Origin of the sequence: Actinoplanes sp. NPDC051861, from assembly GCF_040681145.1 — a bacterium.
Taxonomy (GTDB): Bacteria; Actinomycetota; Actinomycetes; order Mycobacteriales; family Micromonosporaceae; genus Actinoplanes.
Map to the genome: position 1 here is coordinate 153,514 of NZ_JBFAYE010000021.1, position 13,854 is coordinate 167,367.

16 protein-coding genes are annotated in these 13,854 nt (G+C 71.2%); 12 read left to right on the plus strand and 4 right to left on the minus strand.

Annotated features, from left to right (window positions below):
* Nucleotides 1–243: 243 nt before the first annotated feature.
* On the minus strand, nucleotides 244–2,235 hold the full coding sequence (acs, locus tag AB0M02_RS37335) for an acetate--CoA ligase (protein WP_364235911.1): 1,992 nt from the start codon (nucleotides 2,233–2,235) through the stop codon (nucleotides 244–246).
* Nucleotides 2,236–2,443: 208 nt separating this feature from the next.
* On the opposite strand from acs, the gene AB0M02_RS37340 reads away from it, so the two are divergent.
* Nucleotides 2,444–3,175 (plus strand): oxidoreductase, encoded by a 732-nt coding sequence (locus tag AB0M02_RS37340; protein WP_364235913.1) that lies wholly within the window; start codon nucleotides 2,444–2,446, stop codon nucleotides 3,173–3,175.
* A 20-nt stretch (nucleotides 3,176–3,195) separates the two neighbouring features.
* Nucleotides 3,196–3,669 (plus strand): PH domain-containing protein, encoded by a 474-nt coding sequence (locus tag AB0M02_RS37345; protein WP_364235915.1) that lies wholly within the window; start codon nucleotides 3,196–3,198, stop codon nucleotides 3,667–3,669.
* A gap of 370 nt (nucleotides 3,670–4,039) precedes the next feature.
* Here the strand turns inward: AB0M02_RS37345 and AB0M02_RS37350 are convergent, their stop codons facing one another.
* On the minus strand, nucleotides 4,040–4,843 hold the full coding sequence (locus tag AB0M02_RS37350; RefSeq protein WP_364235917.1) for an HAD-IB family hydrolase: 804 nt from the start codon (nucleotides 4,841–4,843) through the stop codon (nucleotides 4,040–4,042).
* A 321-nt stretch (nucleotides 4,844–5,164) separates the two neighbouring features.
* Nucleotides 5,165–5,530 (minus strand): STAS domain-containing protein, encoded by a 366-nt coding sequence (locus AB0M02_RS37355; protein WP_364235920.1) that lies wholly within the window; start codon nucleotides 5,528–5,530, stop codon nucleotides 5,165–5,167.
* Nucleotides 5,531–5,701: 171 nt separating this feature from the next.
* Between AB0M02_RS37355 and ssd the strand changes: the two genes are divergently transcribed.
* From ssd to AB0M02_RS37395, 8 genes are all read left to right on the plus strand, one after another.
* A complete protein-coding gene (gene ssd / locus AB0M02_RS37360; RefSeq protein WP_364235922.1) occupies nucleotides 5,702–6,769 on the plus strand; it encodes a septum site-determining protein Ssd in 1,068 nt (355 codons plus the stop codon).
* Entirely contained in the window at nucleotides 6,766–7,950 is a 1,185-nt protein-coding gene (locus AB0M02_RS37365) for a TadA family conjugal transfer-associated ATPase (protein WP_364235925.1), read from the plus strand. Before ssd ends, AB0M02_RS37365 begins: the two co-directional genes overlap by 4 nt.
* The gene (locus AB0M02_RS37370; protein WP_364235927.1) at nucleotides 7,947–8,615 is read left to right on the plus strand and encodes a hypothetical protein; all 669 of its coding nucleotides are present in this window, start codon (nucleotides 7,947–7,949) and stop codon (nucleotides 8,613–8,615) included. Before AB0M02_RS37365 ends, AB0M02_RS37370 begins: the two co-directional genes overlap by 4 nt.
* Nucleotides 8,612–8,788 (plus strand): hypothetical protein, encoded by a 177-nt coding sequence (locus tag AB0M02_RS37375; protein ID WP_364235930.1) that lies wholly within the window; start codon nucleotides 8,612–8,614, stop codon nucleotides 8,786–8,788. Before AB0M02_RS37370 ends, AB0M02_RS37375 begins: the two co-directional genes overlap by 4 nt.
* 65 nt (nucleotides 8,789–8,853) lie before the next feature.
* On the plus strand, nucleotides 8,854–9,480 hold the full coding sequence (locus tag AB0M02_RS37380) for a type II secretion system F family protein (RefSeq protein ID WP_364235996.1): 627 nt from the start codon (nucleotides 8,854–8,856) through the stop codon (nucleotides 9,478–9,480).
* A 166-nt stretch (nucleotides 9,481–9,646) separates the two neighbouring features.
* Entirely contained in the window at nucleotides 9,647–9,775 is a 129-nt protein-coding gene (locus AB0M02_RS37385) for a DUF4244 domain-containing protein (RefSeq protein ID WP_364235999.1), read from the plus strand.
* Nucleotides 9,772–10,134: a TadE family type IV pilus minor pilin gene (locus AB0M02_RS37390; protein ID WP_364235932.1), complete on the plus strand. Its 363-nt coding sequence runs from the start codon at nucleotides 9,772–9,774 to the stop codon at nucleotides 10,132–10,134. The genes AB0M02_RS37385 and AB0M02_RS37390 overlap by 4 nt, the downstream gene beginning before the upstream one ends.
* Nucleotides 10,131–10,481 carry an Rv3654c family TadE-like protein gene (locus AB0M02_RS37395; protein WP_364235935.1) on the plus strand — a complete coding sequence of 117 codons (351 nt, stop codon included), beginning with the start codon at nucleotides 10,131–10,133 and terminating at the stop codon, nucleotides 10,479–10,481. Before AB0M02_RS37390 ends, AB0M02_RS37395 begins: the two co-directional genes overlap by 4 nt.
* Here the strand turns inward: AB0M02_RS37395 and AB0M02_RS37400 are convergent.
* Complete coding sequence (locus AB0M02_RS37400) at nucleotides 10,467–12,833, minus strand: DEAD/DEAH box helicase (protein WP_364235938.1); 2,367 nt, start codon at nucleotides 12,831–12,833, stop codon at nucleotides 10,467–10,469. The two genes, AB0M02_RS37395 and AB0M02_RS37400, sit on opposite strands and share 15 nt — an antisense overlap.
* Nucleotides 12,834–12,944: 111 nt before the next feature.
* On the opposite strand from AB0M02_RS37400, the gene AB0M02_RS37405 reads away from it, so the two are divergent.
* Nucleotides 12,945–13,301 carry an STAS domain-containing protein gene (locus AB0M02_RS37405; protein ID WP_045740520.1) on the plus strand — a complete coding sequence of 119 codons (357 nt, stop codon included), beginning with the start codon at nucleotides 12,945–12,947 and terminating at the stop codon, nucleotides 13,299–13,301.
* A complete protein-coding gene (locus AB0M02_RS37410; protein ID WP_364235941.1) occupies nucleotides 13,298–13,738 on the plus strand; it encodes an ATP-binding protein in 441 nt (146 codons plus the stop codon). The genes AB0M02_RS37405 and AB0M02_RS37410 overlap by 4 nt, the downstream gene beginning before the upstream one ends.
* The last annotated feature ends 116 nt before the right edge of the window (nucleotides 13,739–13,854 follow it).

Sequence of the window (13,854 nt, forward strand, 5' to 3'; positions counted from 1 at the left end):
CCACCTTGCGCACTACGTTTACCTCCGTTTATGCGGCCGGGCGCTGTGTGCAGCGCGCCGGCGTCAAACGGCCCCGGGGTTCGGGACTGTAGGTGAACGTATGCAAACGAACCGATGGGTGCGAGACGGCAGACAGATTGATGAACAACAGTTACGTGATATGACCATGGCATAACACCGAAACCGGCATAGACGGCAAAGAGCTGGCGGCACAAGGGCGCCGCCAGCTCTTATAGAAGATCGTCAGTCTTCGGCTTTTCCGGTCTTCAGGCCGGACGAGATGAGATCCATAACGGCGGAGTCCTGCAGCGTGGTCACGTCGCCCAGCGAGCGGTTCTCGGCGACGTCACGCAGCAGCCGCCGCATGATCTTTCCGGACCGGGTCTTCGGCAGTTCCGGAACCAGCATGATCTGACGCGGCTTCGCGATCGGGCCGAGCGTCTTCGCGACGTGGTTGCGAAGATCCTTGATCAGTTGTTCGCCGGCCTCGCCGTCGGTGACCACATTGCCGCGCGGAATGGTGAACGCGACGATCGCCTGCCCGGTGGTCGGGTCGGTCGCGCCGACCACGGCCGCCTCGGCCACCGCCGGGTGCGACACCAGCGCCGACTCCACCTCGGTGGTCGAGATGTTGTGGCCGGAGACCAGCATGACGTCGTCGACCCGGCCGAGCAGCCAGAGTGCGCCGTCGTCGTCCTTCTTGGACCCGTCACCGGCGAAGTAGATCCACTCGTCCGAGGAGCCCTGGCCGGAGCCGGCGCCGAAGCGCGACCAGTACGTCTCCAGGAACCGCTCGTCGTCGCCCCAGATCGTGCGCAGCATCGACGGCCACGGGTCGCGCAGGACGAGGAAGCCGCCACCGCCGTTCGGCACCGACTGCGCCTGGTCGTCCACCACGTCGGCGGTGATGCCGGGCAGCGGGGTCATGGCCGAACCGGGCTTGGTCGCGGTCACGCCGGGCAGCGGCGAGATCATGATCGCGCCGGTCTCGGTCTGCCACCAGGTGTCCACGATCGGGGTGCGCTCGCGGCCGACGTTCTCCCGGTACCACATCCAGGCCTCGGGGTTGATCGGCTCACCGACGCTGCCGAGGACCCGCAGCGACGACAGGTCGTACTTGGCGGGGATGTCGTCGCCCCACTTCATCATGGTGCGGATCAGCGTCGGCGCGGTGTAGAGGATCGACACCTTGTACTTGTCGACGATCTGCCAGAACCGGCCGCGGTCCGGCGTGTCCGGCGTGCCCTCGTACATCACCTGGGTCGCGCCGTTGGAGAGCGGGCCGTAGACGATGTAGGAGTGCCCGGTCACCCAGCCGATGTCGGCGGTGCACCAGTAGACGTCGGTCTCCGGCTTGAGGTCGAAGACGGCGTGATGCGTGTACGAGGCCTGGGTCAGGTAGCCACCGGTGGTGTGCAGGATGCCCTTCGGCTTACCGGTGGTGCCGGAGGTGTACAGGATGAACAGCGGGTGCTCGGAGTCGAACGCCTGCGCGTGGTGCTCCGTGCTGGCCTGCTCGACCGTCTCGTGCCACCACTTGTCCTTGTCGGTCCACTCGACGTCCTGACCGGTACGCCGGACGACCAGCACGTGCTCGATGCCCTCGGTGCGCGCCACCGCCTCGTCGACGGTCGGCTTGAGCGCCGACGGCTTGCCCCGCCGGTACCCACCGTCGGAGGTGATCACGACCTTGGCGGCGGCGTCCTTGATCCGGGTGGCGAGCGCGTCCACCGAGAACCCGCCGAACACCACGCTGTGGGTGGCGCCGATCCGGGCGCAGGCGAGCATCGCGACCGCCGCCTCCGGGATCATCGGCATGTAGATCATCACGCGGTCGCCGGCGGTCACGCCGAGGTCGGTCAGCGTGTTGGCGGCCTGGCTGACCAGCTTCAGCAGCTCCGCGTACGTGACCGCACGCTCGTCACCGGGCTCGCCCTCCCAGTGGATCGCGACCTTGTCGCCGTTGCCGGCCTCGACGTGCCGGTCCACGCAGTTGTACGCGATGTTCAGCTTGCCGCCGACGAACCACTTGGCGAACGGCGGGTTGGACCAGTCCAGGATCTGGTCCCACGGCTTGGCCCAGGTCAGCCTCTCGGCCTGACGCGCCCAGAACGCGAGCCGGTCCGACGCGGCTTCCTCGTACGCCTCTGCCTTGACGTTGGCGTCTGCCGCCAGGTCCGCTGGCGGCGGGAACTGCCGCGTCTCCGAGTACAAGTTCTCCAGTGTCTCGCTCATGGAGGCGGCTCCTCTGCCTGACCGGGTCTTTTCGTTGCACACTAGTTCTGCCGGAGGGTCCGGCGAAGGCTTGCGCGGCGGAGCGCGCCCGATGGTGTCGTACGCGCGCCGACTGACGAGTCGATGCTCGCTCTTGCGCGAATCTTGCCAGTTCCAAGCGGGTTTGTGCACCCCGTGTTTCCGCTGTTTTACCGGTTACCGTGTTCACGTGGATCCACTTGCTCCGTTGCTCGACCTCGCTGACGTCGCGCCCGCTCTCGCCGAAGCCCGCAACTCCGTCGACGCCGCGATGCGGCACCGCGCCCTGCGCCGGCACGGCGGACAGGTCGCCGCGGAGGCGAGCCTGCGCGCCGCGGTCGCCAGTGCGGCGCTGGAGGGCAACCGTTACGACCTCGACGAGGTACGCGGTGGCACGGTCACCGACCCGGTCGTGCAGGGCGCGCTGCGGGTCGCCGAGGCACTCGGCGGGCTCGTCGACCTCTGGCCCCGCGCGCCCCGTCAGGTGCTCGCCAAGCTGCACGTCCTCGCCGCCCGGGGTGTCGTCCACGACCACGACCTGGGCCGGCTCACCGGCGGCGCGGAGCGGATCGACGCGCTGGCCGGTCTCGTCGCCGGCAACGAGGAGACCCCGCCGCTGCTGCTCGCCGCGATCGTGCACGCCGAGCTGCTCACGCTCCGGCCGTTCGCGGGCCCGGCCGGCGTCGTGGCCCGCGCCGCGGCGCGCCTCACGCTGATCGGGCGGGGATTCGATCCTCGCGGCCTGGTCACGGTCGAGGTGGGTCACCTCCAGCGTGAGCCGGAGTACGTGGGATCGGCCGGCGCCTACGCCACGGGCACACCGGACGGCGTGCGGTCCTGGCTGCGCCACTACGCGTCGGCGGTCACGGCCGGTGCGGGAGAAATCGCGGACATCGGAGACAGTGTCCTGGCGACCGTCTGAGCGGCGGCATACTTCACTGCGTGGCTGAAGACTGGATCCGCCCGTACACGCCCGGCGCCGGCCGCTGGCTGGTGATCGCCTGGGAGGCGGCCGCACTCGTCTTCCTGACGTGGGCCACCGTCCAGACGTTCGACCTCATCGGTCACGGCATGCGCGCGGTGGCCGGTGTGCTGGCCGTGGTCTGGGTGATCGGCTCCTGGCGGATCCTGCAGCACGGTGTGTACGTGGGCACCGAGGGCGTGCTCATCCGCGGCCTGCTGCGCTCGCGGGTCGTGCCGTGGGCGGAGATCGAGGGCGTGCGGCTGCACAAGGCGTCCCATCGGCTCGGCCGGTGGGAGATCGACAGCGGGCTGACCGTGCTGATCGAGCGCCTCGACGGCGGGACGGTCAACACCGAGCTGTGGGCGCAGGGTGTGGACTTCCACTCGCGGCCCACGCTGTTCCGCGCGGTTTACCACGAGCTGCGGAATCGGCATCTGGCCTGGGGCAAGTAGGTCGGAACAGGAAGAGCCGGCGTCCCTTGAGGGGCGCCGGCTTTTGCGCGTCCGGACCGGGTTAACAAGCGTGCACCTGGGTCGTTGTCGACGGTCCAGCTGCCCATTGACAGAGGTCCCGCCGCAACGTGCCTGCCGTGGCTGATCGCGCGTGGGTTCCCGGTGGCCGTGCACGGTTCCCGAGGTTCCGGGTCCGCGACTCCTTTCTACGCCGCTTGCCACATGATCGCCAGGTTTCATCAGGCAAAGGTGGCGTAACCCCAATTACTCAGACCAAAGGGTGCAGGTGTCCCGGCGGTCGCCGGGCGGCCCGGTGTTGCAGCTGGTCGCGGTGACTCTCGAGAGCTGGTCGGTCGTCGCGTACCCAAAATTAAGCGACCGCTGCCCGCAGCCGGCGATGGCGCCCGTAAAGCGCGAAGCCGATGGCCACGCCCACCCCCACGCCGAGTGCCGCGGCAGCGACCGGAACCGCCGGGCGATCGCGCAACCGCCTGCCCAGAGCGACCGGGTGACGGAACTCGAGCACCGGCCAGGAACGCTCCACGGCGACCCGGCGCAGCGCGCGATCCGGATTGACGGCACTCGGGTGACCCACCGCCTCCAGGAGCGGAAGATCGCTGCTGGAGTCCGAGTAGGCGAAGCAGTCGGCCAGGTCGTAACCGCGCTCGGCGGCCAGCTGGCGGACGCCGACGACCTTGGCCGGACCGGCGGCGTAGAACTCGACCTCGCCGCTGTAACGCCCGTCGACGATGGCCATCCGCGTCGCGATGACGTCGGTGATGCCCAGCAGCGCGCCGATCGGGCGGACCATCTCGTCGCCGGACGCGGAGACCAGCACGACGTCGCGACCGGCCGCCTGGTGCTCGGCGATCAGCGCGGCGGCCTCGGCGTAGACATAGGGGTTGATCAAATCGTTGAGTGTCTCGGCGACGATCTGCTGGACCTGCTCGACCTTCCACCCCTTGCAGAGGGCGGCGAGGTAGTCGCGGGTGCGGGCCATGGCCTGCTCGTCGGTGCCGCCGCCCAGCCGGAACATCAGCTGCGCATAGGCGGATTTCACGACGTCACGGCGGCTGATCAGGCCATCACGGTAGAAAGGCCGTCCGAAGGCCAGGGCGCTGGACTTGGCGATGACGGTCTTGTCGAGGTCGAAAAACGCGGCGCTCAGGCCCACGGGCCGAAAGTGTAGCCGCACGGGGCTCGTCGCGGCTGACCCGATCACGCCTCGCACTCGATGGTGACGGGCTGTGAAAACGGTCAGACGGGCAGGAGGCATGGCATCGGGTAACATTCGGTACTCGACGCCGAGGCCAATTCTGAGGCAGACTTGTGTTTGCGACTGGGATGCGTGTTGTTACCGTCGCGTCCTGTCAACGCAAGTGAACCGGCCCTCGGCGGTCGCGCCCCCCGCGATCAGCCGAGTTGATTCGGCTCGACCCCCCCGGAGCCGAATCCAAGGACGACCCCCGTCTCCCCCGACGGGGGTCGTTCCCACTCAGGCTCCGGTGGCCTGCGACGGCTCCGCACCCTCGGTGGTCGTGTCGACCTCGATCAGGCCGAAGAAGTCCGAGAGTCCGGTCACGGTGAGCACTCGCCGGAACGTCTCGCTCGGGTTGACCACGGCGAAGTCGATGTCCCGCTCGGTGGCGGCCCGATAGCCCTCGATCAGAGCGCCCAGCCCGGTCGAGTCGATGAACGTGGCGCGGCGCAGGTCCACATGGACGGTCTGCGGCGACCAGTCAAGAACGGCATCGCGGATGCCTTGGGCCACCTCGTCGGCGTTCGAGAAATCGATCTCTCCCAGCACGGCGACGGTAACCGTGCCGTCGTCGGCAAGCGTGGTCCGGATCGAGTTTTCCATTCCAACTCCATCGGTCCGTGTCGGCTGACCAAGATACCCAACGCGTTACCAGAGAAACCGGCTCAGTGCGGGTTGTCCACAAGCGGGTCGGTTTTCCACAGCTTGGCGAGGTCCGGTGGCGCGGTCCGAGGCCGCGCGGCGACGGTGGGCGCCCCAAGCTTGGAGGTAGCGATGCCCGCCCCGCGCCGTCCCCTGGTCGTGACCGCCGACCCGGATCTGCTCGACGATCTGCTCCGGCTCGCCGCTGCCGGCGGCACCGAGGTCGACGTCGCGCCCGACCCCGCGGCCGCGCGGGCCCGATATCCGGGCGCGCCGCTCGTGCTGATCGGGGCCGACCAGGTGGTGGCCAGTCTGCGCGCCCGCCTGCCACGCCGGCGGCGAGTGATCGTGGTGGGGCGCGCGGAGATCGCCGACGACGTCTGGAAGGTGTCCGATCTGATCGGTGCCGAGCACCTGGTGATCCTGCCGGCCGCGGAGTCGTGGGTGGCCGAACAGCTCGCCGGGCGGCCGGAGGCGACCGTGACCGCCCGGACCGTCGCGGTGATCGGCGGCCGGGGCGGTGCCGGTGCGAGCATCCTGGCGGCGGGGCTGGCGACGACCGCGGTGCGCGCCGGCCACCGGACTCTGCTGCTCGACGCGGATCCGCTTGGTGCCGGGCTCGACCTCGCGCTCGGCTGGGAGAAGCTGGACGGTCTGCGCTGGCGTGCGCTGGCCGGTGCGGACGGCAGGGTGGACCCGCCGGAACTGCTCGGCGCGCTGCCGCGCCGGGGCGACCTCGTGCTGCTCTCCTTCGACCGGGAGGAGCTTCCCGGCATACCTGCAGAGGCGATGGCGGCGGCCATGGACGCGGCCCGGCGTGGGCGGGATGTGATCGTCGCGGACCTGCCGCGCAGGCTGGACGACGCGGCGGTGATCGCGCTGCAGTCGGCTGATCGGGCGCTGCTGGTGGTTCCGGCCGAGCTGCGGGCCACGGCGTCGGCGAGGCGGACGGCGGCGGCGGTCGCTCCGCACTGCGAGGACGTGGCGTTGGTGGTGCGCGGGCCCGCGCCGGGACGGTTGCGAGCACGGGACGTCGCCCGCGCGCTCAAACTTCCGCTCGCCGGCACGCTGCGGCCGGAGCGGGCGATCTGCCAGGCGCTGGAGCACGGGACGGCGCCGGCGGCCGACGGCAAGGGCCCTCTCGCGGAACTCTGCCAGCGGCTGATCGGGGAGCTCGTCCGGACCGGGGCTGCGGCATGAACGCGCAGGTGGTGGGTCGGGTGCGGCGCCGGTTCGCGACTGACGGGGTGGAGGCGACACCGGCGGCGGTGGTGAACGCGGTCCGCGGCGAGACCGGGGTGTTCGGTAACACGGCTGTGCTGCGGCTGGCCGACCAGGTGCGGGGCGAGCTGGTCGGTGCGGGGCCGCTGGCACCGCTCTTAGCGGACAATTCGGTCACTGACGTGCTCGTCAACGGCATGCAGGTCTGGGTGGATCGAGGCGCGGGATTGCAACGCGCGGCCGTTCGTTTTCAAGACCCCGATGACGTACGGAGACTCGCGCAGCGCCTCGTGGCGGCTTGCGGGCGGCGGCTCGACGACGGGCAGCCGTACGCGGACGCACGCCTCCCGGACGGGACCCGCCTGCACGCGGTGCTGCCTCCGGTGGCGACCTGTGGGCCCTACCTGTCGTTGCGGACGTTCCGGCAGCGGCCGTTCAGCCTGGACGACCTGGTGTCGTGCGGGACGGTGGCGGTGACGGCGGCTCCGGTGCTGGCGGCTGTGGTGCGGGCGCGGTTGGCGTACCTGGTGACGGGCGGCACGGGCAGCGGGAAGACGACTCTGCTGTCGACGCTGCTCAACATGGTTCCGCGGTCGGAGCGGATCGTGCTCGTCGAGGACGCGGCGGAGCTCCGGCCGGTTCATCCGCATGTGGTGGCGTTGCAGGCGCGTACGGCGAACGTTGAGGGTGCGGGCGCGGTCGGGCTGACGGATCTGGTCCGGCAGGCGCTGCGGATGCGGCCGGACCGGCTGGTGGTCGGGGAGTGCCGGGGCGCGGAGGTCGTCGACCTGCTGGGTGCGCTGAACACGGGGCACGAGGGCGGCGCGGGGACGCTGCACGCCAACGCGCCCGGTGATGTGCCGGCCCGGCTCGAAGCGCTCGGGATGCTGGGCGGGCTGCCGCGGGCGGCCCTGCACGCCCAGGTTCTGGCGGCGTTGCAGGTGGTCGTTCAGGTACGCCGTACCGACCGGGGACGCGTGCTGGAGTCGATCAGCGTGCTCGAGCCGGTGGTCTCCGGCTCGGAACGGGTGACCGGGGTCGTGCCGGCGTGGCAGGTGGGTCGTGGTGCCGGGCCCGGTGCGGCCGTCCTGGGGCGGATGTTGGTGGAGCGCGGGGTGGCGGTGCCGGCGGCGCTGCGCCCTCCGGTGGGGTCCGCATGAGCTGGGTGGCTCTCGTCGTGGCGGTTGTGGTGGTGCTGTGGCCTCGGGCCTGTCGTCCTCGGCGGTTGGCTTCCTGGTCGCTGCCCGCCCTCCCCCGGCGCCACCTGTCGCTGGGCGCTGGGGGAGTGGCGGTGGCGGCGGCCCTGTCGGTCGGCGGGCCGGTGGCCGGGGTGGTGGTGGCTGCCTATGCGTGGCTGGGGGCTCGGGAGGCTGCGCGTCGGCGATCTGCCCGGCGGGCTGCGGCGAACAGGGCGGCGGCTCTGGACGGGCTCTGCTCGGTCGTCGCTGATCTTCGAGCCGGGATTCCGGTGGGTGTGGTCGGCGGGGATGGGCGGCTCGCTGGGCTGACGGGGGCTGTGTGGCGGCTTGCTGAGCAGACCGGTGCGCCGGCTGCCGATCTGCTCGACCGGATCGAGTCGGACGCGCGGGCGTCGGACCGGGCGGCCAGGGCGGCGGCGGCACAGGCGGCCGGTGCACAGGCGACGGCGATGCTCCTGGCGGGACTGCCGTTGGGCGGGATCGCGCTGGGCTACGCGATCGGGGCGGATCCGCTGTATGTGCTGTTCCGGACACCGGTGGGTGAGGGGTGCGCGGTGGCGGCGGTGGCGCTGCAGTGCGCCGGGCTGCGGTGGGCCGGGCACCTCGTCGACGGGCCCGTCCCGTGAAACGGGAGTGCGGTGCGGCTGAGCTTCTGCGGCAGGGCGGGCCGGTTCGGGTTCCGCTGCGGGAGTGCTGTGCGGCGGCGCTGATCGGTGTGGACTTCGCTACGAGCGGGTGTGTGGCGCTCGCCGAGGCCGAGGTGCCACGGCCGGAGCCGAAAGCGGCGGTGCACCGGTGACAGCCCTGGTCGTGGCGTTCTGCGCGGTGCTGGCGGCGGTGGTCCTGGTCCTACCACCCGCGTCGGTGGGATATCGGCTGCCGAGGGTTCGCCGCTCGGTTGACCGGACCCGGCTTCTGCTGGCCAGCCTGGCGGGAATGGCTGTCGCCGGGTTCGTGGGCACCTGGTGGGGCCTCGTGGCCGGGCTGGTGGCCGGGATCGGCGCCGAGCGGTACCTGCGGCGCCGCGAACCCGCCGAGGTCAAGCGTGATCGTCTGCGGGCGCAGTCCGATCTCCCGCTCGCCGCTGATCTGCTCGCTGCCGCTCTTCGGGCCGGTGCGCCGGTGGATCGCGCCGCGGCGGCGGTGGCTGATGCCCTGGGCGGGCCGCTGGGTGATCGTCTCCAGCGTGCCGCGCGGTCGTTGCGGCTCGGTGCGGAACCGGGTGAGGCCTGGACGCACCTCGTGGGTGTCGCCGGAGCTGATCGACTCGTGGCGGCGGCCGTTCGTTCCAGCGCCAGTGGTGGCGCGCTCGCCGGTGCCCTGGAACGCCTCGCCGGCGACCTGCGTGCCGACCGCTCGGCTGCCGCCGAGGCCGCGGCGCAGCGGGCCGCGGTGCTCATCGTTCTGCCGCTCGGCCTGTGCTTCCTGCCGGCCTTCCTGCTCGCCGGGCTGGGGCCGGTCGTGGTCGCCGTCCTGGGCGACGTGCTGTGAGTTGTTGCCGTCCTTGGTGACGGCTGTGAAACGCCGGGCGCTGTCTTGTGTCCCGGGATCCGCGGTGTGGCGTGTCGGGCGCTGCATCGATCGATTCGAGGAGGTCAACGTGTACAAACTCGTCGCCGGCTTTCGGCGGTTGCGGGCCGAGGCGGCCGATGCCGGGATGAGCACCGCCGAGTATGCGGTCGGCACGCTCGCGGCGGTGGCGTTCGCCGGGGTGTTGCTCAAGGTGATCAGCAGCAGTTCCGTGCAGACGGCGCTCACCGGCCTGATCGGCAGGGCGCTGAAGTGAGTGGGCGCCGGCGGCCCGGCCGGGACCGGGGAGCGTTCACCGCCGAACTCGCGGCCGGGCTGCCGGCGCTCGTCCTGCTTCTCCTCGTCGGGATGGCGGCCGTCTCCGCCGTGATGGTCAAGGCGCAGTGCCTGGACGCGGCCCGGGAGGCGGCGCTGGCGGCGGCACGCGGGGAGCCGTCGCTGGCCGTCGCGGCCGCTACTGCTCCCGAGGATGCGGATATATCGGTTAGTTTCGGGGTAGAGTCGGTCACGGCGGTGGTGTCGGCGCGGGTGCGGGTCCTCGGTGGGGATCTGCCCGGCGTCACGGTCCGGGCGAAGGCTGTCGCCGCTCGCGAGCCCGAGCCGGTCCGGCTGTGAGCCGGGTTCTGACCGAGCCGGATCGGGGTGCTGCCTCGATCTTCGTGCTGGCTGTCGGGTTGGTGCTGGTAACTGCCGGGCTGTTCGGGGCGGCGGTGGGAGCCGTGCGGGTTGCTCGGCACGAGGCGCGCAACGCGGCGGACCTCGGTGCCCTGGCCGGTGGGCGGCGTGCTCTCGAAGGGGAGAGTGCCGCGTGTGCCGAGGCCGCTCGCTACGCCCGCGCCAACGGCGGCCGGATGACCTCCTGCACGGTCACCGGGTTGGAGATCGTCATCCGGGTGGAGGTGGGTGCGGCCGTCGCGGCGGCCCGAGCGGGGCCGGTGCCGGGTGGATCAGGCGGGCGGTAGGGCGGCCAGCACCGTGTCCAGGACCTTCACCGCGTCGGCCTTGTTCAGCGGGTTGTTGCCGTTGCCGCACTTGGGGGACTGCACACAGGACGGGCACCCGGCCTCGCACACGCACGACGCGATCGCCTCGCGGGTCGCGCGGAGCCACTCGGCCGCCGTGCCGTACGCCCTCTCCGCGAACCCGGCGCCGCCCGGATGCCCGTCGTAGACGAAGACCGTCGGCGCCTCGGTGTCCGCGTGGTTCGCCGTCGACAGGCCGCCGATGTCCCAGCGGTCACACGTGGCGATCAGCGGCAACAGGCCGATGCCGGCGTGCTCGGCGGCGTGCAGGGCGCCCGGGAAGTCGGCCGGTTCCACCCCGGCGGCGACCAGGGCGTCCGGCGAGACGGTGAACCAGACGGCGACCGTACGCAACTCGCGCACCGGCAGATCCAGGGGCCGAGTGTCGATTACCTCGCCGCTGCCGATCCGCCGTCGCTGGTACGACACGACCTGGTTCGTCACGTCCACCTCGCCGAGGAACAGGCCGACGGGGCCGGCGTCCACGTACGAGCGGACGCTCACCACCGAGAGGTTCGTGACGTCCCGAGCGTGTGTGGTCCAGTCCGGCTCCTCCTGGTGGACCAGGGCGATCGCGTCTTCGAGGTCGAGGTCGTCGACCACGTACGACACGCCCTGGTGCAGGTGCACGGCGCCGGTGTGCAGGGTGGCGTGGGAGGACGCGGGGTCGACCGTGCCGAGCAGCCGGCCGGTCGCTGTCTCGACGACCGAGACCGGTGCGCCGCCGGTGCCGCGCAGGTCCACCTCGGGCCGTCCGCGGTGGGTCCAGTACCAGCCGGACGGCCGGCGCCGGAGGACACCCTGCTCGGCCAGCGCCTGTGCGGCGGCGACCGCCGGTGGGCCGCCGAACAGGTCCAGGTCGGCGTCGGTGAGCGCGGCCTCGGACGCGGCGCAGCACAGTTGTGGGCCGAGGACGTACGGGTTCGTGGGATCGAGCACGGTCGCCTCGACGGGACGGCCGAAGACCGCCTCGGGGTGGTGCACGAGGTAGGTGTCGAGGGGGTCGTCGCGCGCGATCAGGACCGCGAGCGCCTCGTTGCCGGCCCGCCCGGCGCGGCCCGCCTGCTGCCAGAGCGAGGCCCGGGTGCCGGGATAGCCGCAGATCAGCACGGCGTCCAGGCCGACCAGGTCGACGCCGAGTTCGAGGGCGTTCGTGGAGGCGAGCGCGAGCAGGTCGCCGGAGAGCAGGGCGCGTTCGATCGCACGGCGGTCCTCGCGCAGGTAGCCGGCGCGGTAGGCGGCGACCCGATCGCCGAGGCCCGGCACCGCCTCGTCCAGGGCGCGGCGGGTCATGCTCGCTACCAGCTCGGCGCCACGGCGGGAGCGGACGAAGGCGAGGGTACGGGTGCCGGCGACCACGGCGTCGGTGAGCAGGTCGGCGGTCTCCCGCAGCGCGGACCGCCGGATCGGCGGCAACTCGACGTCGACGAAGCCGTCGTTCTCTTCCGTAGCCGCGGGCATGGACAACTTCGACGGGGGGAGCAGCGGTGGTTCCCAAAGGGCGAACGTCACCGCTCCCCGGGGTGAGGCGTCCTCGGTCACCGCGGTGACCGGCATGCCGATCAGCCGGGAGGCGGTGCCGGCCGGATCGCCCGTCGTGGCGGAGGCAAGCACGAAGGTGGGTGAGCCGCCGTAGCGTTCCGCGGCCCGGCGCAGGCGCCGCAGCACATGTGCCACATGCGAGCCGAACACGCCCCGGTAGGTGTGACATTCATCGACGACCACGAACGCCAGACGACGCAGGAACACACCCCAACGGCCGTGCCCCGGCAGGAGGGAATGATGCAACATATCCGGATTCGTCATGATCAGCCGTGCGTGCTGCCGTACCCATTCTCGCTCTTCACGCCCGGTGTCCCCGTCGAACGTCGCGGCGCGAACACCATCGATCCCGAGCCGGGTGATTGCCCGCAATTGGTCGGCCGCGAGCGCTTTGGTAGGTGACAGATAGAGCGCAGTCGCCTTAGGGTCCGTTGTCAGCGCGTTGAGCGCGGGCAGCTGGTACGCGAGGGATTTGCCCGATGCGGTGCCGGTGGCCAGCACGACATGCGTGCCTCCCCAGGCGAGGGTGGCGGCTGCCGCTTGATGGTCCCAGGGTGCGGCGATCCCCCGCGCGACGAACGCGTCGCGCACCGCGGGATCGGTCCACGCGGGCCACGGCGCGGTTCGTCCGGCCCGGGCGGGCACCCGTTCGACGTGGGTGATCGGGGACGCCGCTGCCGCGGACCCGCGATCCCGCAGCCGAAGCAGCAGCTCAGCAGGACCGAAGGCGGTGGAGGTCACGCATAGCACTCTGTCACCGGAATGGCCCGAACCCCAAACGGGTAGGACGGTGGGTGCCACGCGTCGCCGGGTACAGGTCGATGGTTAGATTTCGCGGGGGGAGATCAGGGAGGAGGACCGATGGAGCTGTCGCTGGCGACCCGTACCGTCGCTGAGCACACAGTGCTCGAGGTCGGTGGTGAGGTGGACGTCTACACCGCCCCTCGCCTGCGTGAGCGTCTCATCGAGCTGGTCGACGCGGGTGCACGCGACGTCGTCGTCGATCTGGAGCGGGTCGAGTTCCTCGACTCGACCGGGCTCGGCGTTCTCGTCGGCGCGCTGAAGCGCCTGCGAACCGCGCACGGGACGTTCGGGCTGGTCTGTGCGAAGGAGCCATTGCTCAAGATCTTCCGGATCACCGCGCTGGACCAGGTCTTCCCGATCTTCCCGACTGTCGAGGCGGCCACAGAACGCGACGGCAGCGGTCCCGCTTCGTGATGGCGACTGTTCGGCTCTCCTTCTCGCCGGCGCCCGTCCACGTGCGTACCGCCCGGTTGGTCGGCGTCGCCGTGGCCCGCCGCGCCGGGGTCGCCGAGGACCTGCTCGACGAGGTCCGGCTGGCGATCGGTGAGGCGTGCACGCGTGCCGTGGCCCTGCACCGCCAGTACGGCCTGCCCGATCTGGTCACCGTCGAGATGTCCGACTCGGACTCCTACACCGTCCGGGTCATCGACCACGCCCCGATCGAGGCGAGCGTCGGTCTGGCCAAGCTGCCCCCGGACGAACTCGCCGACGAGTCCCTGACGGACGAGGCCCTCACCACCGGTGTCGGCTTCGCCCTCCTCGCCGGTTTTGTCGACGACCTTCAGGTGCGCCCGGTGGAAGACGGCCCCGGCACCGAGGTCCGCATGGTCTGGCCGGTAAACCGCCGCTAAACCGGCGAAGACCCGCAGAGACACCCCGAAGCGGGAACACTCCGGCGAAATTCGCCGAGATGCAGCCGAGATCAAAAACCACCCAGCAAGCTGGACTCAGCATGCCCGCCGACCTG